This is a genomic window from Methylobacterium fujisawaense, assembly GCF_039619325.1.
Lineage (GTDB): Bacteria > Pseudomonadota > Alphaproteobacteria > Rhizobiales > Beijerinckiaceae > Methylobacterium > Methylobacterium fujisawaense.
Genome location: NZ_CP155000.1, coordinates 1,729,074 through 1,749,630, shown reverse-complemented (window position 1 = coordinate 1,749,630; position 20,557 = coordinate 1,729,074). Strand labels below are relative to the sequence as shown.

The 20,557-nt window shown below is 67.8% G+C and carries 23 protein-coding genes and 3 pseudogenes; 18 read left to right on the top strand and 8 right to left on the bottom strand.

The genetic code is table 11. The annotated features are described in order from the left end of the window. Positions 1-4: 4 nt before the first annotated feature. Positions 5-846, bottom strand: a protein-coding gene (locus tag ABC766_RS08485; protein WP_091995207.1) for an IS5 family transposase whose coding sequence is annotated in 2 segments (ribosomal slippage) — positions 5-456 and positions 456-846 — 843 coding nt in all. Because the reading frame shifts where the segments join, the coding sequence is not laid out codon by codon here. A 217-nt stretch (positions 847-1,063) separates the two neighbouring features. Here ABC766_RS08485 and dsbD point away from each other — a divergent pair. The 4 genes from dsbD to ABC766_RS08465 are packed head-to-tail and all read left to right on the top strand — an operon-like array spanning position 1,064 to position 4,778. After that, positions 1,064-2,845, top strand: coding sequence for a protein-disulfide reductase DsbD (gene dsbD / locus ABC766_RS08480; protein ID WP_345821814.1), 1,782 nt, complete (start codon positions 1,064-1,066; stop codon positions 2,843-2,845). A 40-nt stretch (positions 2,846-2,885) separates the two neighbouring features. Continuing rightward, on the top strand, positions 2,886-3,521 hold the full coding sequence (locus tag ABC766_RS08475; RefSeq protein ID WP_331302622.1) for a DsbA family protein: 636 nt from the start codon (positions 2,886-2,888) through the stop codon (positions 3,519-3,521). Beyond that, on the top strand, positions 3,521-4,327 hold the full coding sequence (locus ABC766_RS08470; RefSeq protein ID WP_331302621.1) for a L,D-transpeptidase: 807 nt from the start codon (positions 3,521-3,523) through the stop codon (positions 4,325-4,327). Before ABC766_RS08475 ends, ABC766_RS08470 begins: the two co-directional genes overlap by 1 nt. After that, positions 4,311-4,778, top strand: a complete 468-nt coding sequence (locus ABC766_RS08465) for a DsrE family protein (protein WP_331302620.1) — start codon at positions 4,311-4,313, stop codon at positions 4,776-4,778. Before ABC766_RS08470 ends, ABC766_RS08465 begins: the two co-directional genes overlap by 17 nt. Positions 4,779-4,926: 148 nt before the next feature. Here ABC766_RS08465 and ABC766_RS08460 read toward each other — a convergent pair whose 3' ends face one another. After that, positions 4,927-5,334 (bottom strand): MerR family transcriptional regulator, encoded by a 408-nt coding sequence (locus tag ABC766_RS08460; RefSeq protein ID WP_427902322.1) that lies wholly within the window; start codon positions 5,332-5,334, stop codon positions 4,927-4,929. 35 nt (positions 5,335-5,369) lie between these two features. Here ABC766_RS08460 and ABC766_RS33975 point away from each other — a divergent pair, with 35 nt between their 5' ends. Together ABC766_RS33975 and ABC766_RS08455 are read left to right on the top strand one after the other, a co-directional pair. Continuing rightward, entirely contained in the window at positions 5,370-5,822 is a 453-nt protein-coding gene (locus ABC766_RS33975; RefSeq protein WP_427902301.1) for a mercuric transporter MerT family protein, read from the top strand. A 5-nt stretch (positions 5,823-5,827) separates the two neighbouring features. Beyond that, positions 5,828-6,055 (top strand): GDCCVxC domain-containing (seleno)protein, encoded by a 228-nt coding sequence (locus ABC766_RS08455; RefSeq protein WP_331302618.1) that lies wholly within the window; start codon positions 5,828-5,830, stop codon positions 6,053-6,055. A gap of 1,089 nt (positions 6,056-7,144) precedes the next feature. Here the strand turns inward: ABC766_RS08455 and ABC766_RS08450 are convergent. Beyond that, positions 7,145-7,599 (bottom strand): annotated as a pseudogene (locus ABC766_RS08450) (hypothetical protein). Between the two features lie 164 nt (positions 7,600-7,763). Between ABC766_RS08450 and ABC766_RS08445 the strand changes: the two are divergent. The 6 genes and pseudogenes from ABC766_RS08445 (at position 7,764) to ABC766_RS08420 (ending at position 11,542) form a co-directional block, all read left to right on the top strand. Then, positions 7,764-8,189, top strand: a complete 426-nt coding sequence (locus ABC766_RS08445; RefSeq protein ID WP_345821810.1) for a YeeE/YedE family protein — start codon at positions 7,764-7,766, stop codon at positions 8,187-8,189. A 3-nt stretch (positions 8,190-8,192) separates the two neighbouring features. Then, positions 8,193-8,642 carry a DUF6691 family protein gene (locus ABC766_RS08440; protein ID WP_345821808.1) on the top strand — a complete coding sequence of 150 codons (450 nt, stop codon included), beginning with the start codon at positions 8,193-8,195 and terminating at the stop codon, positions 8,640-8,642. After that, the gene (locus ABC766_RS08435; protein ID WP_342141139.1) at positions 8,639-9,448 is read left to right on the top strand and encodes a sulfite exporter TauE/SafE family protein; all 810 of its coding nucleotides are present in this window, start codon (positions 8,639-8,641) and stop codon (positions 9,446-9,448) included. The genes ABC766_RS08440 and ABC766_RS08435 overlap by 4 nt, the downstream gene beginning before the upstream one ends. A gap of 20 nt (positions 9,449-9,468) precedes the next feature. Next, positions 9,469-10,381 (top strand): annotated as a pseudogene (locus tag ABC766_RS08430) (MBL fold metallo-hydrolase). Positions 10,382-10,392: 11 nt separating this feature from the next. Beyond that, positions 10,393-10,779 (top strand): rhodanese-like domain-containing protein, encoded by a 387-nt coding sequence (locus ABC766_RS08425; RefSeq protein ID WP_331302613.1) that lies wholly within the window; start codon positions 10,393-10,395, stop codon positions 10,777-10,779. A 59-nt stretch (positions 10,780-10,838) separates the two neighbouring features. Then, positions 10,839-11,542: pseudogene (locus ABC766_RS08420) on the top strand (sigma-70 family RNA polymerase sigma factor). A gap of 79 nt (positions 11,543-11,621) precedes the next feature. Here the strand turns inward: ABC766_RS08420 and ABC766_RS08415 are convergent. Further along, positions 11,622-12,296, bottom strand: a complete 675-nt coding sequence (locus tag ABC766_RS08415; RefSeq protein WP_331302612.1) for a Crp/Fnr family transcriptional regulator — start codon at positions 12,294-12,296, stop codon at positions 11,622-11,624. Positions 12,297-12,482: 186 nt separating this feature from the next. On the opposite strand from ABC766_RS08415, the gene ABC766_RS08410 reads away from it, so the two are divergent. The 6 genes from ABC766_RS08410 to ABC766_RS08385 all read left to right on the top strand — a co-directional run bounded on the left by ABC766_RS08410 (position 12,483) and on the right by ABC766_RS08385 (position 16,698). Then, positions 12,483-13,283 (top strand): pentapeptide repeat-containing protein, encoded by an 801-nt coding sequence (locus tag ABC766_RS08410; protein WP_331302611.1) that lies wholly within the window; start codon positions 12,483-12,485, stop codon positions 13,281-13,283. A 45-nt stretch (positions 13,284-13,328) separates the two neighbouring features. Continuing rightward, positions 13,329-13,718, top strand: coding sequence for a thioredoxin family protein (locus tag ABC766_RS08405; RefSeq protein ID WP_331302610.1), 390 nt, complete (start codon positions 13,329-13,331; stop codon positions 13,716-13,718). 7 nt (positions 13,719-13,725) lie between these two features. Further along, positions 13,726-14,445, top strand: a complete 720-nt coding sequence (locus ABC766_RS08400) for a cytochrome c biogenesis CcdA family protein (protein ID WP_331302609.1) — start codon at positions 13,726-13,728, stop codon at positions 14,443-14,445. A 5-nt stretch (positions 14,446-14,450) separates the two neighbouring features. Then, the gene (locus ABC766_RS08395) at positions 14,451-15,041 is read left to right on the top strand and encodes a hypothetical protein (RefSeq protein WP_331302734.1); all 591 of its coding nucleotides are present in this window, start codon (positions 14,451-14,453) and stop codon (positions 15,039-15,041) included. Between the two features lie 413 nt (positions 15,042-15,454). Next, a complete protein-coding gene (locus ABC766_RS08390; RefSeq protein ID WP_331302608.1) occupies positions 15,455-16,342 on the top strand; it encodes a LysR substrate-binding domain-containing protein in 888 nt (295 codons plus the stop codon). Further along, the gene (locus ABC766_RS08385; protein ID WP_331302607.1) at positions 16,339-16,698 is read left to right on the top strand and encodes a DUF202 domain-containing protein; all 360 of its coding nucleotides are present in this window, start codon (positions 16,339-16,341) and stop codon (positions 16,696-16,698) included. The genes ABC766_RS08390 and ABC766_RS08385 overlap by 4 nt, the downstream gene beginning before the upstream one ends. 6 nt (positions 16,699-16,704) lie before the next feature. On the opposite strand, the gene ABC766_RS08380 is transcribed toward ABC766_RS08385, so the two are convergent. From ABC766_RS08380 to ABC766_RS08365, 4 genes are all read right to left on the bottom strand, one after another. After that, the gene (locus ABC766_RS08380) at positions 16,705-17,784 is read right to left on the bottom strand and encodes a molybdopterin-dependent oxidoreductase (protein ID WP_331302606.1); all 1,080 of its coding nucleotides are present in this window, start codon (positions 17,782-17,784) and stop codon (positions 16,705-16,707) included. Between the two features lie 67 nt (positions 17,785-17,851). Further along, positions 17,852-18,835, bottom strand: coding sequence for a beta-propeller fold lactonase family protein (locus tag ABC766_RS08375; RefSeq protein WP_345821806.1), 984 nt, complete (start codon positions 18,833-18,835; stop codon positions 17,852-17,854). Positions 18,836-18,953: 118 nt separating this feature from the next. After that, positions 18,954-19,292: a cytochrome c gene (locus tag ABC766_RS08370; RefSeq protein ID WP_331302604.1), complete on the bottom strand. Its 339-nt coding sequence runs from the start codon at positions 19,290-19,292 to the stop codon at positions 18,954-18,956. An 11-nt stretch (positions 19,293-19,303) separates the two neighbouring features. After that, on the bottom strand, positions 19,304-20,521 hold the full coding sequence (locus tag ABC766_RS08365; RefSeq protein WP_427902300.1) for a molybdopterin-dependent oxidoreductase: 1,218 nt from the start codon (positions 20,519-20,521) through the stop codon (positions 19,304-19,306). Positions 20,522-20,557: the final 36 nt, after the last annotated feature.

Sequence of the window (20,557 nt, the reverse complement as noted above, 5' to 3'; positions counted from 1 at the left end):
GGCATCATGATGTTTTCTGACAGAGCTTTCGGGTCATGAGGCGGATGGAGGCCAAGAGGACGAACGCTCGTGCTTTCCGGCTTTTGCATTCCCAATCCTTTGCGAGACGGCGGCAGCGGTTGAGCCAGCCGATCGTTCGCTCGACGATCCAACGCTTGGGCAGCACAGCGAAGCCTTTGGCCTGATCGGAGCGCCTGACGATCTCGACCGTGAGGGTGCGGCAGACCTTGCGAAGGCCATCTTGGAAGGCCGGTCCCTGGTAGCCGCCGTCGGCGAAGAGCTTGAGCAGGAACGGGTAGAGGCCAAACAGCGTGGCCATCACCAGCACGCCGCCATCCCGATCCTGAATGTCGGCGGGATGGACGAGCGCGTGCATCAGCAGGCCCTGCGTGTCGACCAGGATGTGGCGCTTCTTGCCCCTGATCTTCTTGCCCGCATCGTAGCCGGGCGGGTCGATCGAGCGCCCCCCTTTTCCGCGCCCTTCACGCTCTGGCTGTCGATGATGGCCACCGTCGGGCTGGCCTCCCGATCCATCCGTTCCCGGCAGGCGACGTAGAGCGTGTGATGGATCCGCTCCAGCGTGCCGTCATAGTCCCAGAGGTCAAAGTAATCGTGAACCGTCGAGCGCGCCGCCAGATCCTTTGGGATCGCCCGCCATTGGCAGCCGGTGCTCAGCACGTACATCAGGCCGTTCACCACCGCCCGCATGTCGACACTGCGCTTGCCGCCGCCACGCTTGGCTGGAGGGATCAGGGGCTCAATCAGCGCCCACTCGTCATCCGTCAGATCGCTCGGATACCGAAGCTCGCTTCGATCGTAGCGGGCCCGGTTCTCGGTCGTCCACATCAGCAGCCTCCACACAGGCCGCCTTGAATCACAAACCCCTTACATCACTCAATATGTCGCCGGACAGACACTGAGCCCGTCCGAGAGGATGGGATCGTCCTCGACGACGAGGATGCGCATGCGTGTCTCCCCTGACCGTCCCTCATCCTCCGGGCCTGGCTTAAGCCTGGCTTAAGCTGCGTTTCTGACCTGCGGCGGGCCGATCCGGACCCCGCCCATGCCGAACGTGTTCGCCCACCTCATCCTGGCCGCCCTGGTCTGGGCCGGCGCCGCGCCGTGGTCGCCGGGATGGTCCCAGGACGCCACCGTGCGGCAGACGCCCTTCACCCTCGTCGCGACCCGCGACGCAAACCTCGCCTTGCACCTGCGCTGGACCATCGCGCCCGGCACCTACCTCTACCGGGACAGGATCCGCGCCGAGGCCGGCACCGGCACGGAGCTTCCCATCAGCACGCCGCCCGCGCAGACCAAGGACGACCCGAACTTCGGGCCGACCGAGGTCTATCACGACTCCGTGGAGGCCATCGTTCCCGGCGCGGCGCTGGCCAGCCTGCGGGAGGTCCGGGTCACCTATCAGGGCTGCGCCGAGAGGGGCATCTGCTACCCGCCGGTCACGAAGCGGCTGGACCTCGCCTCCCTGGCAAGCGCTGGCGCGTCCCCAGCCGACGAGGCCACCACCGCCGCTGGGCCCGCGGGCGGGACGGTCGCCGCGCCCACCCGCCAGGATGTCTTCCCCGCCGGACCGGCTCTCTTTCTTGTCGGCGACCTCGCCGGTGTCCTGGCGGGCATGTTCGGGCTCGGCCTCCTGCTGGCGTTCACCCCCTGCATCCTGCCGATGGTGCCGATCCTGTCGGGCATGATCGCCCGCTCGGGCCAGGAGCTCACGCCCGGACGAGGCCTCGCGCTGTCCGGAAGCTACGTCCTCGCCATGGCTGCGGCCTATGCCAGCCTCGGCGTCGCGGCGGCTTGGCTCGGCCGCAACCTGCAGGTCGCGCTCCAGACCCCGCTCGCCCTCGGCCTGATGGCCACCGCGTTCGTCGCGCTCGCCCTGTCGATGTTCGGCCTGTTCGACCTGCAGGCGCCGCGCTGGTGGCGGGACCGCTTCGGCGCCCCGGCGGCCCACGGTGGATCGGTCGCGGGAGCCGCGTTCCTCGGGTTCAGCTCGGCCCTCGTCGTCGGGCCCTGCGTGACGCCACCCCTTGCCGCCGCCCTTCTCTACGTCGCCCAGACGGGGAACGTCCTGCGCGGGGCGCTGGCCCTCTTCGCCCTCGGCCTCGGGATGGGCGCGCCGCTGGTGCTCGTCGGCGCGTTCGGCGCCGGCATCCTGCCGCGGTCCGGCCCGTGGCTGGAGCGGGCGAAGCAGGCTTTCGGCTTCGTGTTCCTCGCTCTCGCGGCCTCGCTCGTGACACGCCTGCTGCCGGACGGGTTGTCCCTCCTGCTTTGGGCGGCGCTCGCCATCGGCACCGGGCTGGCGCTCGCGGCGGTGACCACGAACGGCCGCCCGTCACGCGCCGGTCGCGCGGCGGGCTTGCTGGCCTTCGCCCATGGGGGGCTCCTCCTCCTCGGGGCTGCCACGGGCGCGGACGACCCGCTACGGCCCCTTGCCGGCCTCGGCCCGTCTCGACCGGACCACATCGCCGGGGCCCGTACGGTCTCCTCCGTCCCGGATTTCGAGGCCGCCCTCCTTGCAGCCCGAGCCGAGGGTAAGCCGGTGCTCGTCGAGTTCGCCGCCGACTGGTGCACCGTCTGCAGGACGAACGAGCGGACGGTCCTGGCGAACGCCGACATCCGGAAGCGGCTCAAGGCCGTCTCGGTCATCCGGGCCGACGTCACCCGCGACGACGACGCCACCCGCGCCCTGATGCGCCGCTTCGAGGTGGTCGGCCCGCCGACCCTCGTCCTGATGCGACCCGACGGCGGCGAGGTCTGGGAGGCCCGCACCGAGGGCGAGCTCACGGTCGAGGACCTTAAGCGCCGCCTCGCCCTTGTCGGAGCCTGAGCTCCCCCCTCTCGAACTACCCATACCCACGGAGACCGTCATGGACCGCAGGACCCTGCTCGCCCTACTGCCCGCCGTCGCGCTTGCGCCCGCCCTGGTGTCGCTGGTGTCCCACGCCGGGGAGGCCTTCGCCCAGGGCATCGACCCGAACGCAATCCTCAATGATCCGGAGGCGCCGATCTCGGGCAACCCGAAGGGCGACCTGACCATCGTCGCCTTCCTCGATTACAACTGCCCCTTCTGCAAGAAGGCCGAGCCCGACCTGCTCCGGCTGGTGAAGTCGGACAATCGCATCCGCCTTGTTCACAAGGACTGGCCGATCCTCGGCGAGGCTTCCGTCTACGGCGCCCAGCTCGCCCTCGCGGCGAAGTACCAGGGCCGCTACGACGACGTGCATCGCGCGCTGATGGGCATCCCCGGCCGCAAGATCCCGAAGGAGCGGATGCTGGAGGCGGTCTCCGCCTCCGGCGTCGACATGGCCCGCCTGGAGGCGGACCGCACGTCCCACCAGGGCGAGATCTCGGCCCTACTCCAGCGTAACCTCGACCAGGCGGACGCCCTCGGCCTGCAGGGCACGCCGGTCTTCCTCATCGGCCCGCTGAAGGTCGCGGCCGCCCTTGACTACGACGGCTTCAAGCAGGCGGTCGCACAGGCGCGCGCCAAGGGTCGCTCGTGATGCGGCCGGTTGTGCGCCTCCCGGCGCTTCTCGCACTCGCCGCGGCGCTCGGGGCCTGTTCGGCATCGATGGGCGCCCCTGGCCCGGTCACGGAGGCGGGGCCGCACCTTCCTGCCGATGCCGTCCGTCGCTACGCGGCCATCACCGACGAGCCGTTCCCGGTCGATGCGGTCGAGCCGCGCGACCTGAAGGCCCGCAACGTCCGCCAGGTCGTCGACTATCCGATTAGGCAGCCACCAGGCACGCTGGTGGTCGATCCCTACGGACGCTTCCTCTACCTCGTCATGGAGGGCGGCAAGGCGATGCGCTACGGGGTCGGGGTGGGCAAGGCCGGCTTCGAGTTCACCGGGGAGGCGACGGTCGCCCGCAAGGCGTCCTGGCCGCGTTGGACGCCGACACCCGACATGCTCCGCCGGGACCCGGAACGGAACGGGCGCTGGGCCGGCGGCATGCCCGGTGGGGCGCGCAATCCTCTCGGGGCCCGGGCGCTCTACCTGTTCAAGGACGGCAAGGACACGCTCTACCGCATCCACGGCACCACAGAGCCGTGGAGCATTGGCGAGGCGGTATCCTCAGGGTGCATCCGCATGCTGAATCAGGACGTCATCGACCTGCATCGACGCGTGCCGACCGGCACGAAGGTCGTCGTGCTCGGGTCTCACGGCACCGCCCAGGCCGCGCGGCCGGCGGCGCCGGAGACGATCGGCAGCCTCGACCGTGTGCGCCTCGACGACGTTTCCCGCGGCGCCTCGGAGGCGCCCGAACCCCTGACGGACGACGGAGTGGCGGATGACGACGGTCTTTAGGAACCTGATGCTCGCGCTCGCCCTCGCGATCATGGGCATCGGTACGGTTCACGCCGGCTCGGAGGCGCCAGCCGGGCACTACGCCGACCAAAAGGTGGTCTACCACAACGGCGGAGGCGGCCCGGACGGAGCGGCCTACTTCAAGCGCCTGCTGGCCAACCTGCGCAATCACGTCGATGCCGTGGGCAGGACGCGTGTTGAGATCCGCGTGGTGAGCCTCGGCGACGGGGTCGGCCTCTTCCAGGCGGCCGCGAACGACAAGGAACTCGCCGGCCGCATCGACGCCCTCAAGGGAATGGGCGTCCGGTTCCTGGTCTGCGCCAACACCCTGCGCGAGCGGAAAATCGACCGCACCACCCTGTACGGCGTCGGCGAGGACGACCTCGTGCCGAGCGGCGTCGCCGAACTGACGCGCCTGCAGGGCATGGGCTTCGCCTACATCCATCCCTAGTGGTCATGATCTGAAGCTTGGTACCAGTTCGCAGGGTCCGCGAGGGGTAATTTTCAGCCGGTCCGCTTTTGATCGGAGAAGCATCGAAGGGGACATACTCTCCGCGTCCGCTCGCGATTGTCCTCGAATCTTCAAAGGGGGTGCCCCCTCACATCGGAGCATCGAGCATGTCGAGAACTGGGCAGGCAGGCGTTGGCGCGCCGCTGCACTGGTCGACCGTGGCGCTCAGGATGCGCTCAAGCCGCGTAAGATGGGCAAGTTTGGTGCGAACCTCGGACAGGTGCGCACTGGCAATGTCCCGGACCTCGGCACAAGATCGGTGACCGGGCGCGGCCAACGTCAGCAAGGCCCGGATGTCCTCGATCCCGAAGCCCAACGCACGGGCGTGGCGGATAAACGCTATGCGTCGGACGTGAGCCGGCTCGTACGCCCGGTGTCCGCCTTCGGTGCGGGCAGGCGGCGGCATGAGCCCGATGCGCTCGTAGTAGCGGACCGTCTCTAAATTGACCCCGGTTGCCGCCGCGAGCTGCCCAATGGTGAAACCACGCGGACCCATGACCATTTTTCGCTTGATCCTGTAGTGGCTACGGGATGCAGAGTGGCACGGACATGACAGACACACCATCCATAGCAACCCCTGTGAGGTCCGCTCCGCGTCCGCGGGACAGCCTACCAGCTCCCTCAGGAGGCTGGTTCGCCGGGCTGGGTACGGTCGCCGGGTTGGGGGCTCTAGCGGCATCGTCCTGCTGCGCCCTGCCGGTGGCGCTCGCCAGTCTCGGTGCTACAGGAGCGGCGTTCGGCGGGTTGGCGATGCTGGCGAGCATCCGACCACTTCTGCTCAGCGGGGCTGCACTGGCCCTCCTTGTGGGCTGGTGGCTGTTCTTTCGTCGGCGGGCAGTGGTCTGCAACACGGCCGGCCCATGTGCCAGCCCCGGACCATCACGGCGCACAGCCGCCCTTCTCGCGGTCGGGACGGCGCTGGTTGCCCTGGCGCTTGTCTGGGAACCCTACCTTGAGCCCATGGTGCTCAGGGCCATGCGGTAAGGCGGATGCAGCTTCAGTCCACTCTCACATGCCCGCACTGCGGCCAGCAGGCGACGGAAACGATGCCGACTGACGCCTGTCAGTTCTTCTATGAGTGCACCGGCTGCGGCACGCTCCTGCGTCCGAATTTAGGCGACTGCTGCGTATTCTGTTCCTTCGGTGACGTACCCTGTCCGCCAATCCAAGAGGCCCGCGAGAGCGGCCAGCTTGCACCCTGCTGCTCGGGATCATAGCAACCAGCCCAGCAGAACATGGGTAATTTCTGCCCTAACCGAAGTTGCGGGACAGCCGACGAACGACCGCTTTCGAGAAACGCCGAGTGCGTTGCGAGCGGCTGGCATGGGTCGGAAGCGAGAGGGCCGCTCAGGGTGGATTTGCGACAGTCCGCTCTGCGGCGGATTTCCGGAGGATATGGACATCACTCAATGGATCGTAGGGATGACCAATAGCAGATGCCTCCAGATTTGGCAGCAAGACATACGAGCGTATCGTCTCGGTCTTTGACAGATACATTCTCACCCATCGCCCACATACGACAGACACCGACGCGTCGTCTCCGACCCAACTCGCGCTGGTATTTATCGAAATTGCTGCTCTTAAGAATATTCTCAAGGTTCTCTGCATCAGCTTGGGACTGACACCCATGTGTCGGCATCTGTATCTGCGCTGCCGACGCAGTATGAAAACTGATTGCCGACACGAAAATCAGCGCAGATAATTGCAGCAACCTCTTCACAAACAATGCCGCCTTTGAGCCTTTTGATAGGCTACAAAAGCGGTTTAGATGATTTTGTTGAAGCATTGCACGCTGATGACACCAATAATTTTCTTATATTTATCTTCCGAAAAATTAGAATTTTTGTTATTGAGATTCGGCGACGATGACCCCAGGTTGAGAAACTATTGCCCAGCATTTGGGGCTTGTAACTCGTTTGAGCCGATCTTTATCTAGGAGCGGCCACGAATTTCGTTGCGAGCCCGCCACTCAATCTCATTACGGATCTTCTCCTCAGTCTTTTGGAGAAGCGAGCCACAAGCCAGCTTTCGATGCAGGCTTTCTGTCGAATGGCCAGCGAAGGGGCGCTCACCCAATCGCTGCGCTCGGATTTGGCCGTAGGGAGAGCCAACCAACGTCATCGTCTCATTAGGCGCTTGGTATATACTATGCCCTCGCACTTACCCGAAGCAGGTCTGCTTGGGGAGGGCCGCCAACGAGTAGGCGCATGACCGAGTTGGGTTGCAAGCAGACCCTCACAACCGGTACCAAGCCGAAGGTCTTATCACTAGTTCGGGGAGTGTGGCTGCCTCCCCAACGCCGTCCGTCAGAGCCTGGCCGCCATGAGCGCGTGGCCAGGCCGGCTGTCATGATCGCCCGGTCCGGGTCCGATGGGCCCGAAATCGCCACGGAGCGCCTTCAGGGCGTTACGCTCGACCTCGATCTCCCGGGCCGTGCGAAAGCCGAGCCGTCTGAGCACCGGCAACGGCGGGCACCAGCCCTGGACGGCGTGCTGGAGCAGGAAGGCGGTCACCGCCGCAGGGCGAGCCACCGCCGGTCCGTGGTCATGCCCAGGACCGTCCCCGTGAGCGCCAGCGTCGCGGCGTTGGCTTCCAGCGTCCGCTCGACGTCCCATTTCGCGTCGAGCTCGCGCAGCCGACGGCCGATGACCTGCGGGTGCTCGGCGTGCCAGCGCACGCTCGCATCGAGCTCGGCGGCGATGCGTCGGTTGTCCCGCGCACCCGTTTGAAGCGAAACCCGCTGCGCAGTTCTAGGCACCATCGGACGTCTCCCTCTTGACATTACATTAGATAATACTAAATTAGCATAATCGAAATTAAGGCGTTTGGAAGCGACGCGTCCGGTGTCAGGTCAACCTCGCAGGCGCCTTGGGGATCAAGCGCCGCCTGCGGGTTTTCTTCAGCCGCATCTCCGAAGGGATCTCCATGAACGGCTTCACGCCTGTCAGCGCCCTCGCCGGCGGTGCCATGATCGGCGCGTCCGCGGCCCTGTTCCTGCTCCTCAACGGACGCATCGCCGGCATCAGCGGCATCCTCGGCGGACTGCTCGCCCCACCCTCGCGCGAGACTGGATGGCGCGCGGCCTTCGTGGCGGGCCTCGTCCTGGCGCCGTTCGCCTATGCCGGCCTGAGTGGCCGCCTGCCACCGGTGACGGTCGGAGCATCGTTCCCGCTTCTGATCCTCGCGGGCCTGCTGGTCGGCTTCGGCGCGCGCCTCGGTGCCGGGTGCACCAGCGGCCACGGGGTCTGCGGCCTCGGCCGTGGCTCGCCCCGCTCCCTGGCCGCGACCGGCACATTCATGGCCATCGCCGTCCTGACCGTCCTCGTCGCGCGCCATCTCGTCGGAGCCTGAGCCATGGCCAAGACCGCCTCCGCCTTCGCCGTCGGCCTCCTGTTCGGCCTCGGCCTTCTCGTCTCCGGCATGGCCGACCCGGCCAAGGTCCTCGGCTTCCTGGACGTGACTGGCCGCTGGGACCCCAACCTCGCCCTCGTCATGGCGGGCGCCGTCGCGGTCTCGGCCGCCGGCTACCGCCTGGCGCGGCGGCGCGGACGGCCTGTGCTCGCGCCCAGGCTCGACGTCCCGGCCCGGCGCGACCTCGACGGACGCCTGATCGCCGGTGCCGCGATCTTCGGCCTCGGCTGGGGCCTGGCCGGTCTCTGCCCCGGCCCCGCCCTCACCATCCTGACGGTGGCCCCGGCCGAGGCCATGACGTTCGTGGCGGCGATGGTCGCCGGCATGCTGCTGTTCCGCCTGGTTCCGGCGGCCCGCCTGAAGCCGACGGCCGTGCTGGGAGCCGACGCATGATGCCCGGTCCCCTCACATCCGGCCTCGCCGCCGGGTCGGGCGGGGTCGTGGGCGTGATCCTCGGCCTCGTCGGCGGGGGCGGCTCGATCCTCGCGGTCCCGCTCCTGACCTACGTGGTCGGCGTGTCCTCGCCCCACGTGGCCATCGGGACGAGCGCCCTGGCGGTCTCGGTCAGCGCGGCGGGCAACCTCGTCCCGCAATGGCGGGCCGGGAACGTGAAGTGGCGCTGCGCGGCGGCGTTCTCGCTGGCCGGGGTCCTCGGTGCGCTTGTCGGCTCGGCAGCCGCCAAGGCGGTCGACGGGAAGAGCCTGCTCGCCCTGTTCGGGGTCGTCATGCTCGTGGTCGGGGGCCTGATGCTGCGCAAGCGGCAGGGCGACGGCGATCCGGACGTGCGCCTGACCAAGGCCAGCGCCCCGGTGCTCCTGCCCTGGCTCCTCGGCATCGGCCTCGCGGTCGGCCTGTTCTCCGGCTTCTTCGGCATCGGCGGGGGATTCCTGATCGTGCCGGGCCTGATGCTGGCGACGTCGATGCCGCTGCCCATGGCCATCGGCACCTCCCTTGTCGCGGTCAGCGCCTTCGGGGCGGCGACCGCGGCGAGCTACGCCGCGTCCGGCCTGATCGACTGGCCGCTCGCCGGCCTGTTCATCTTAGGCGGCGTGCTCGGCGGCCTCGTCGGATCGAGGCTCGGCCAGCGCCTCGCCGGGCGCAAGCGCGCCCTGACCGTCACCTTCGCCGGCCTCGTCATCCTGGTCGGCCTGTACGTCGTCGCCCGCGGGGCCCTGCCGCTCCTCGGCCTGAGCGCCTGATACCGGAAAGGAGGAGATCCATGTCGAACCAGACCGCCGGAGCCCTGCGCGGGCATCCCGTCGTGACCGGCTTCCACGACGAGCCGACCGGCAGCATCCAGTACGTCGTCGCGGACCCCGGCACGAAGCGCTGCGCGATCATCGACCCGGTCCTCGACTTCGACCCGAAGTCCGGCGCGACCGCGACCCGGTCCGCCGACGCCCTGCTCGCCCATATCGAGCGGGAGGGCTACGAGTTGGAGTGGATCCTCGACACGCACCCGCACGCCGACCACTTCTCGGCGGCCGGCTACCTGCACGACAAGACCGGCGTCCCGACCGCCATCGGCGAGAAGGTCGTCGACGTGCAGCGGCTTTGGAAGGGTCTGTACAACCTGCCCGACGCGTTCCGGACGGACGGTTCGCAGTGGTCCCGGCTCTTCGCCGACGGCGAGCGCTTCCGGATCGGCGACCCTCGACGTCGAGGTCATGTTTACGCCGGGTCACACCATGGCCTCCATCGCCTATCGGATCGGCGACGCCGCCTACATCCACGACACCCTGTTCATGCCCGACAGCGGCTCGGCGCGGGCGGACTTCCCGGGCGGCAACGCGCACGCCTTGTGGCGCAGCATCCAGCGCATCCTGGCCCTGCCGGACGACACGCGGCTGTTCACCGGGCACGACTACCGCCCGGGCGGCCGGGCGGCGGCCTGGGAAAGTACGGTCGCCCGGCAGCGGGCGGAGAACCCGCACCTCGTCGTGACCCCGACCGAAAAGGCGTTCGTGGCGATGCGCGAGGCCCGCGACCGCGAACTGCCGATGCCGAAGCTCATCCTGCACTCCCTGCAGGTAAACATCCGCGGCGGGCGCCTGCCCGAGCCCGAGGCGAACGGCCGCCGCTACCTGAAGATCCCGCTCGACGCCTTCGACGGCGCGGCGTGGGGCGAATGACGGAGACGACCATGACCACGATCAGCGCCAAGGACTTGGTGGCGCAGGCCAACCGGGAGGTGGAGACCCTGTCGGCCGAAGAGGCGCTGGCGCGCTTGGGCCAGCCGAACACGGTGCTCGTCGATGTGCGCGAGGGCGAGGAGTTGGCCAAGACCGGCAGGATCGCCGGGGCCGTCCACGTGCCCCGGGGGTTCGTGGAGTTCCAGGCCGACCCCGCGAGCCCGACCCACCGGGCCGAGCTCGGCGGGGGCAAGCGCCTGGTGCTCTACTGCGGCTCCGGCAACCGCTCGGCCCTGGCCGCCAAGACCCTGAATGACATGGGCCTCGGCCCGGTCGCTCATGTCGCCGGTGGCTTCCCGGCCCTGGCGAAGGCCGGGGCGACCGTCGAGCCAGCCTGAACGCGTAAGGCTGCGCCCGTCGCCGGGGGTGGCGCGCCGTCCATTGGAGACCATGATCCGTGACCGAGACATCGCCCGTCGCCGAGCCGAAGGCCGCGCCGGTTGACGGCTGCCGCAAGGCGGCCATCGTTTCCCACCTCACGGGGCCGCTGCGGGACTATTTCGCCCTCGCCGAACAGGTTCCGGTCCCGGCGAGGCTGTCGGTCCTCATCGGGCGGTTCGAGGCCGCCCTTGCGGAATCGGGCCAAAGGCTCGCCGACAGCTTCCGCGCCGACCTCATCCGGGGGGCCTGCCGATGCTGCGGACCTTCGCCGTGTCGCTGTGCGGAAACGAGGCAAGGGCGGACGACCTCGTCCAGGAGACGCTGATCCGGGCCTGGGCGAACCGGACGCGGTTCACGCCCGGCAGCAACTTCACAGCCTGGACCTTCACCATCCTGCGCAACCAGTTTTACAGCGAGATCCGCAAGGCCAAGCGGGAGGTCGAGGACGGCGACGGGGCGTACGCGGCCACCCTGCTGGCCGCCCCGGACCAGGAGCACGCGGTCACCCTCGGCTCGGTGATGAACGTGATCGGGACCTTGCCGGCGGCCCAGCGCCAGGCCCTCCTCCTCGTAGGGGCGGAGGGCTTCACGTACGAGGAGGCGGCGGTCCGCCTGGGCTGCCAGGTCGGCACCGTGAAAAGCCGGGCAAGCCGGGCGCGTAACTTCCTCGTCGAGACCCTGGCGTGCGATGCGACGGCTCTCGGCATCGCGGGACCGTAGAGCGAAACCAGGGCGGCTCGGCCGCACAGTCGAGAAGCGCGATCCGCATCGGCCTCCGTGCTGGCGCCACTCGCCGTTGTCACTTACGACCGGTGGCTTCCAGGCCGGCGCGGTCGACGATCTCGACCGCGCCACGCCGGACCTCGATGAGGCCCGCCTCGGCCCATTGCCCCAGTATGCGGCTCACCACTTCCCGCACGCTGCCGATGTCGTCCGCGAGCTTCTGATGGGTCACCGCGGCCACGCCCCGTGGGTCCGCCTCGGCCAGGAGCCGATGGGCGAGGCGCTGCTTGAGGGGCGCGAAAGCGACCTCGTCGATCAGCGTGAACAAGCCGGACATCAGCCGTGTGTAGTCGTCCATGACGAAGCTGCGGAAGGCGGCGCTCTCGCCCATCAAGTGTTGAAACGTGCTCACCGGCAGGGCCGCGAGTTCGGTTCGCTCCTCGGCGATGCTCTGCGCCGGGAAGTTGCCGCCGGACAAGAGGCACTGGGTCGTCAGGGCGCAGGTACCTCCGGGGCCGACCTTGTAGATCAGGACCTCGCGCCCGCCCTCCGACATTCGGAAGATGCGCGTGCGCCCTTCCAGGCACATCAGGTAGTTGGCGCATTCGCCATCGAGTTCGTAGGCGACGGCGCCCGCATCTAGAACCGGGAAGTGGACGGTTCCCCGGGCGATCTGTAGGTGCGCCGGGCTGAGAGCTTGGAGCAGCGGGAAACGGTCGATCCAACGTTCGACTTTCTGGGCGTCCGTCATGGTTGGCGTCGTCCCCCCCGGCCGTGACGACGGGTGATCGTCCGGCTCGCGTTGCGTTTTTCTCCCGCCGCGCCGGACTTGTGTGACCTGGGTCACCGACCGGGTGCGGAGGCTCCGCATAGCATCGCGACACAACGAACACGATAAGGGCGCCCGCCCTGCGCGGTGCCCACCGGGAGTGTACCGATGCGCCGCCTCGCCCTCAGCTTCATGCTGGCCGCCCTCGCCGCCGGCCCCGCCTCGGCCGAACAGGACCTGCTGCTGGGGGCGGACATGTCCTCGCCCGCGATGACCAAGGCGGAGATGAGCCGCGCCGACGTCGAAGCACTGATCAAGGCCGCGGACGGCAAGCCGGTCGACCTGCACGACAAGTCCCTATCCGGGCTCGACCTCTCCGGTCTGAACCTCCGGGGCGTCAACTTGCGGACCGCCCGCCTGAACAAGGCCAACCTCCGTGGCGCCGACCTCAGCGGCGCGAACCTCGAACAGGCGTGGTTCCTGAAGGCCGACCTGTCCGGCGCCAAGCTCGCGGACGCGAAGATGTTCGGCATCACCGCCCGCGACGCGAACTTCAGCGGGGCCGACCTCAGCCGGTCCATGCCCATCGGCGACTTCAAGGGCGCCAACATGAGCGGTGCCACGCTGGTCGATCTCAAGGGGGGCGCCGACATCAAGAATCAGTCCATGGGCCTGATGCGGGCCGTCTTTGTGTCGGTGAACCTCTCCGGCGCCAACCTGAAGGGTGCCAACCTAGGCCGGTCGCGGCTCGAATACGCCAACTTGAAGGATGCCGACCTCACCGACGTGGTGTTGATCGGCTCGGACCTGTCCGGGGCCAACTTGACCGGCGCCACGGTCACGGGCGCAGACTTCAAGAACGTCGACGTCAGCGGTGCCCGGCTAATCGATCTCAAGGGGCAGCAGGAAGCCAAGGATTGGGCCGAGCGCGTGAACATCGACCGCGCCGTCACCCAGGCAACCAACTGAGCCACCCGTTCGCCTCGATCCATCACCAAGGAGACAGACACCCCCATGACCACCCGACGCTTCCTGCTCGGCGCCCTGGCCGCCGCTCCCCTGCTGTTCGGCACAGGCGCCCAAGCCGCCGAGGCGGTGTTCACACCCAATGCCTTCGAGGCGGCACAGAAGGCGGGCAAGCCGATCCTCGTCCACGTCACCGCGCCGTGGTGCACCGTCTGCGCGGCGCAGAAGCCGATCCTGGCCAAGCTGGAGGCCCAGCCCCGGTTCAAGGACCTGCAAGTGTTCGACGTCGACTTCGACAGCCGCAAGGACGTGTTGAAGCGGTTCGGCGTGACGAGGAAGAGCACCCTGATCACCTTCAAGGGCGAGAAGGAGACGGGCCGCTCGGTCGGCGACACCCAGCCGGAATGGATCGAGGGCGCCGTCGAGAAGGCGTTGTAGGTCTGTCATGGCCACGACGTTCGGCCTCGCGTTCCTCGCCGGGATCCTCTCGGTGCTGTCCCCCTGCGTGCTGCCCCTGCTGCCGCTGGTTCTGGGCGCGGCGGCCTCGGAGCATAGGCTCGGCCCCGCCGCTCTGGCCGCTGGTCTCGCGCTGTCCTTCGTGGCCATCGGACTATTCGTGGCGACCGTGGGGTTCGCCATCGGCCTCGACGTCGATGTCTTCCGCACCGTCGCGGCCATCATGCTGGTCCTGATGGGGCTCGTCCTGATGGTTCCTGCCGCCCAGACCCGTCTCGCCGTAGCCGCCGGCCCGGTGAGTAACTGGACCGAGAGCCGGTTCGGTGGCTTCTCGACCACTGGGCTTCTGGGCCAGTTCGGTGTCGGGCTGCTGCTCGGGGCGGTCTGGAGCCCCTGCGTCGGGCCGACCCTCGGGGCCGCGTCCCTCCTCGCCTCGCAGGGGCGAGACCTGGGCACGGTAGCTGCGACGATGCTTCTGTTCGGCGTCGGCGCCACGCTGCCGCTCCTGCTCCTCGGCACGCTGTCCCGCGAGGTGTTGGTGCGCTGGCGCAACCGGATGATGGGGCTCGGCAAGGGGCTGAAGGTTGCCTTGGGCGCCATCCTCGTGGCCACCGGCCTGATGATCGCCACGGGCTACGACAAGGCCGCGGAGACCGTCCTGGTCAATGCCTTGCCTGCTTGGCTCACCAATCTGACGACCCGCCTGTGACCACGATGGTATTTGCCTCCAGAGCCCGCCCCACGCGACCCTACCTTCTCCGGGCCTGCCTGCTCTACGCTGCCATCCTCCTCGGGATGGCAGGTCCGGCGCATGCTTGGGAAATGGTCGGCACGAAGCAGCTTGAGCTCCGCACCCGCGACGGTATGTACATCCCAATCGGCACCGTGACGTTCACCCCGGGGGCGGACGCCACGCGGTTCGTCGTCACCCTCGACCGGGCGAAGTTCAAGGACTTCTTCCTGTCGATGCGCGAGTTTAAATGCGTCGAGGGGCCCGAGGTGCAGTGCCATGTCCCCTATCCCTACGCGAACCCGGGAACGGTCCGCCCGGGCGATTATGTGTGGTTGGAGCACGCACTTCTCTTCCTCTACAAAGCGCCGGCCGAATACGGAGCCAAGCTGAGCAACGGACTCTACTACGCCCTCCAGGCGACGAACGACGGGCTCGTCGGGAGGCCGATGGCGGTGGACCTCAACGACATCGCCGCACCTCCGCAGGATCCCTCCGACCCGCCGTTCGACCAAACAACCCGTACAGACATCATTCCGGGCACCCGCTGGATCGACGTCTTGATCATCCGTTGACGGGCGTCGTGACGGCGCCCACTACGACTGAAGTTGGACCGGCTAGGGCAGCCGCTTAACGAGCAATTCTGCCGAAAGCGGTCGGTTCGAAACGCATTCGTCTTGGACGCCTGGAGGTCCAGCGGCACCAGCCGAAACTAGCCAAAAGCGGCTAGTCCACTTCAGATCAGGGTTTGCTGAAATGTGGACGCACCGTCTTCAGCCCAACCTCGCCATAGCAGTTTGCCCACGCAGCGCCCGAGTGCGTTGATCCGTCCTCCTATCGCATTAGCAAAGGCAACCAATCAGGATACCTTGGAGATCGTGATAACATCGTGCAGCTCAAGAGTGCGCCGCGTGGAAGCGACCCATCGACCGAAACGTACCTGAGGCATGGTACGCTCGCGGCTCCCTCCAAGCCAGCGAGCCCGTCGATGACCCTCGATCAGTTGCGCATCTTCGTGGCGGTCGCCGAACGTCAGCACGTCACCCGCGCGGCCGAGGCGCTCAACATCGTCCAGTCGGCGGTCAGCGCCGCGGTGTCGGGACTAGAGGGGCGGCACGCCGTCAAGCTGTTTCACCGGGTAGGCCGCGGAATCGAGCTAACCGACTCCGGGCGCATCTTCCTCGGCGAGGCGCGCGCTGTCCTCGCCAGAGCGGAGGCAGCCGAATTGGTGCTGGCCGATCTCAGTGGCCTCCGCCGCGGGGTCCTGCGCGTCCATGCGAGCCAGACCATCGCCAGCCACTGGCTGCCTCGCCACCTCGTCGCATTTCGGGCTACTTACCCGGAGATCACGGTTCGTCTCGCGGTGGGCAATACCGCCGACGTGGCACAGGCCGTCAACGAGGGCGCGTCCGAGCTTGGTTTCGTCGAAGGTGAGATCGATGATCCGGCTCTGGCGAGCACGGCGGTCGCGGAGGATCGTCTTGTCCTCGTCGTGCCGCCGAGCCACCCGTTCGCCGCCACCGACGCGCTGAAGGCGGCCGATCTTGCTGCCCTCCCTTGGGTGCTTCGCGAGGAGGGATCGGGCACCCGCTCTGTCTTTGAGGCAGCGCTCGCTGCACAGGGCATTCTGCCTCGGGACCTTACGGTCGCGCTGGAACTCCCCTCGAACGAGGCCGTCCTCGCCGCAGTCGAGGCCGGAGCTGGGGCGAGCGTTCTGTCGGAGGTCGTCGTGGCGGGCAAGCTCGCCAATGGTGCGCTGGTCGCGGTGCCGTTCCCGCTGCCGACCCGGACCTTCCGAATGCTGCGCCACAAGGAACGCTACCGAAGCCGAGCTGCCGATGCCCTGCTCGACGTAATCCACAAAAGTCAATCGTGAGCGGCGTCGCCCCCGACGATCCGCGCGTACGGCTCGCCGAGGACCGGACCGTGCTCGCCGCCGAGCGCACCTACGCGTCGTGGTTGCGTACCGGGCTGGCGTTCCTGAGCGTGGGCTTGGCCGCTCAGCGCTTCCTCGCCGAGGCGCTACCGGGCTGGCCCCTCCGGGTCATGGCCCTGGCCCTGGTCGTCTGCGCACTGGGGTGCTTCTGCGCGGCAGCGTGGCGCGATCATACCCTCCGGCGACGCCTAGCCTCGGCACAGGTGGGCCTGATGCCCCGCGCCTTGACGTTGGGCATCGCGCTGCTGCTCTGCGCCGTTGCAAGCCTTGCGGCCGTCACCCTCTGGCGCGTTTGAACGCGCTCAATCCACGGTCACGCGCACACGGTGCCATGACGCGCTGAGATAGCCCTTGTAGTTCCACGTGTCGTCAGGGGCGGCCGGCTGGGTCTGACCGGCCTCATCCCAGGCGCGCACCGCCAGCTCGTGCTCGCCTGAGGGCAGTTCGAGGTCAATCATCCAGAACGTCCAGGCGAACGGTGCACCCGCATCGTGCTCCAACGCGGCTTGCGCCCACGTTCTGCCGCCGTCGCCCGAGACGTCGACCCGGACCACCGCGCGATCACCGGACACGGCGTAGCCGGTGATGCGACTTGCCCCGGCTTGCAGGCTCGCGCCCCGCGCCGGTTCGCAGATCACCGCGTTGAGGGGCATGATGTTGATGGTGTGCCCCGTGGCCGGGTCCGCCGTCTCCGCGGTCACATCGGCCGGGTACAGCTTGTAGTCGCCGGCCTGGATCGGATTGTCCGACGGGCGATCCTGCACGGTGATGCGCTTGAGCCATTTCGGGCTGCGCACCCCGGCAAATCCTGGCACGACGGCGCGCAGCGGAAAGCCGTGCTCGGGCAGAAGCGGCGCGCCGTTCATTGCGAAGGCCAGCAGGGTCTCAGGGGAGAGTGCCTTGGCGAGTGGAATCGAGGCGCCGTAGGGATGACCCTCGACCGTATCGTGGCTCTCGAAGGCGACATGGAGATTGGCGCCCTCGGTAATTCCGGCCTCCCGCAGCACGTCGCCCAAACGGACCCCGGTCCAGTCGGCTGTGCCTATCGCGCCCCCATCCCAGGGGTCGCCCGAGACCGGCGCCACCGCCCGCATATCGGCCCGGCGGTTGCCCGCGCACTGCATCGTTGCGGTCACAGTGACCTGTGGAAAGCGCTTCTGCAATCCATGTAGCGACAACTCCAGCGCGGTCGGGAGTGCGCCGTCGAGCGTGAGTCGGTAGCCGTCCGCGTCGATCTCGGGCAGATCGCCGTGCGAGCGCACGTAGAAGTCGTCCGCCGCCGTGCGGTAGGCCGAACGCAGCCGTTCGAGCGGCGGCTCAGCGTTGTACGGCGCATCCCCGTGAACGATCAGGCGCGCCTTGCGCTCGGCCAAGCTCGACATGTGTATCTCCATGTTCGTGTACCGGGGTACAACGTGCCGGGGTCGATCCGATCCCGGCACGTTTCGCTCACGGCTTCATGGTCGCGGTGATGGCGTTGCTCGCGCGGTCGATCACCGCGACGCTGAGGTCGCGGTTGAGGGCGTAGGCCTTGGTGTTGTCGGCCGAGAATACGATTGCCTGCCGGGGCTCATTCAGACCGGTCACGGTGGCCACGACCTTGCGGGTGGCGGTGTCGATCACCGACAGCGTGTTGTCCTTAAGGTTGCCCGAGTAGACGAACTTGCCGTCCGGCGTCAGCGCCGCGCCGTAGGGATCTTGGCCCACCGGCACCTCGGTGACCACCTTCTTCTCGGCCAGGTCGACCACGCCGACGGTGTTGCGCCCGCTATTGGCGGCGAACAGGGTTTTGCCGTCCTTCGTGATCGAGATTGCCCGAAGCTTGTCGAAGCCAGTAATCTCGCCGGCGATCTTATTGCTCGCCGTATCGACGAGGGTAATCTTGTCGCCGAGGAAATTGGTCACGAACAGCGTCTTGCCATCGGGCGCGAGCCGCACCCCCTGACGCGGCTGGCTGAAGCCCGGCACCACCGCCAACGCGAGCCCGGACTTGGTATCGAACACGCTCACCGTGCTCGCTGCCTCGTTGTTGACGTAGAGCTTGGCCCCGTCGCCGGACAGCACCGTCCCGAACGCCCCGGGTCCGGCCGCGATCATCGCGACCTCCTGGCCTGTCGCGGTGTCGTAGGCGGTGATCCGACCGGTACCGCTGTCGGAGACGTAGAAGCGGGAGCCGTCGGGGGCGAACACGATGTTGCGCGGGGTAACGAAACCGTCGAGCGTGCGCGCGAGCTTGCCGGAGGTGACGTCGTAGACAAGTACCCGGCTCTCCTCGCTGTTCGAGACGGCGGCGGTGCGCCCGTCGGGGCTCAGAGCGAGCGAGTTGTTCCTGATCGCTCCGTCGAAACCGGCCGCGATCCCTGGGGCGGTCGCGGCGAGAAGCAGGGCGGAGCCGGCCATGAGTATGCGCAGGCCGGAGCGGATCGATTTCATGGTAAGGTCTCTCGGGTCAGGAGCCGCGCTCGCAGGTCCGCGGCGCGTGGGTTGGATATGTTGGCCCGGCGGATCGACGAGCGGCCAGCGGGAACGGGATCGGCAAGGCGCGACGGTCTCAGGGCTTCGGCTTCATCGCGGCGAGGTAGTCGACGATGGCCTGGACGTCGGCCGGATCGACCGGCGCCTTGTAGATGTGGACCATCTTGTTGACGGTCTCAGTCCACTGCGCCTTCGACAGTTTGGGCTGGGTCAGCACCATCCCGGCCGAGTGGCAGGCGAGGCAGTTGTTATTGACCGCCTCCGCCCCGGGTCCGTCCGGGAACACCCGGTCGGAACTCGGCAACTCGACCTGCTGTGAGGTGAAGTGCATCGGCTCGGGCGCCGGAGCGGCAAGCGCCGAGGCGGGGGTGAGAACGAGCCCGGCGAGCAGGAATATGGTGCGGGGTTTGAACATGACTCTCTCCCTCAGGCGACTTGGAGCGACACGGTCTCGACGCCGTTCTGCATGAACCCAGCCCCGTTCCAGACCTGGTCCATCGGCTGCGCGAGACCGTTCGTGTTGGTGCAGCGGACCATGATCGCGTGGCTGCCGGCTGCGAGTGCCGGAAGGCTGCCCTCGAAGCGGCGGAAGCTGTAGGGGCCCTCGTCAGCCCCGAGTTGTGCCGGCTTCCATGTCGTGCCGCCGTCTCCGGAGATCTCGACTGTCCTCACCCCGCAATCGCCCCCGAAAGCGATCCCACGCACGGCCACCGGTGCGCCGGCGGCGACCTTGGCGCCGTCCTGCAGGTTGGTCACGAACGAGCGCGGGACCATCCGGTTGATCGGCACCGTCTTGAAGCCGGTCTGGCCGGGCTTGATGTTCGCCCCCGGCACGTCCGGGATGCGGTAGGCGGTCTTCATCCAGTACTGATCGTCGGGCTTGTCCAGCACCTCAATGTCGGACAACATCTTGACCCAGTAGGTCGAGTACCAGCCCGGAACCACGAGGCGCAGCGGGAAGCCGTTGAGCAGTGGCAACTGCGTGCCATTCATCGCGTAGGCGAGCATGACCTCGCCGTCCCGGGCATGGTCGAGGTCGAGTGACTTCTTGAAGTCGGGCGCGTCGTCCACGACCGGCTCATCGAGGCCGCTGAAGCGCACCTGCACGGCCCCCGCCTTCACGCCGACACGGTCGAGCACGTCCTTCAGGCGCACACCGGTCCAGCGGGCGTTGCCCATCGAACCGTTGGCCCACTGCGCCCCGGGCACCCGCGGCTCGAACAGGCCGCGGGAGTTGCCCGAGCACTGGTTGACCGCGGCGATCTCGAACCGCGGCAACTGGGCGATTTCGTCAAGCGACAGCGACAGTTCCTGCTCGACGTGCCCGCGCACCTTCAGCCGGAAGGCTTTCGCGTCCACTTCGGTGGGGATCGAGGCCCAATGCCAGCGCACGTAGAAGCGGTCGTTGGGGGTGAACAAACCCTGGTCGAACACCTCGAACGGCGTCTCCAACAACGGCGGGCGGGTGCGCTGCAGGATCATCGACCCCTTGCCTGGGAAAGCGGTCGTGAGGTCGCGCGCGTCGGGACCACCGCGCAGCGGCAGCTTGACCGAGCCTGCGGCCCAGGCCGGTGCCGCGGCCGCGAGACCGCCGAGGCCGAGACCGGCGAGCACGGCACGGCGAGGGATGGCATAATTGTTCACGTGCATTCCTCCGCGTATGGGTAGGGCGTCCCATGC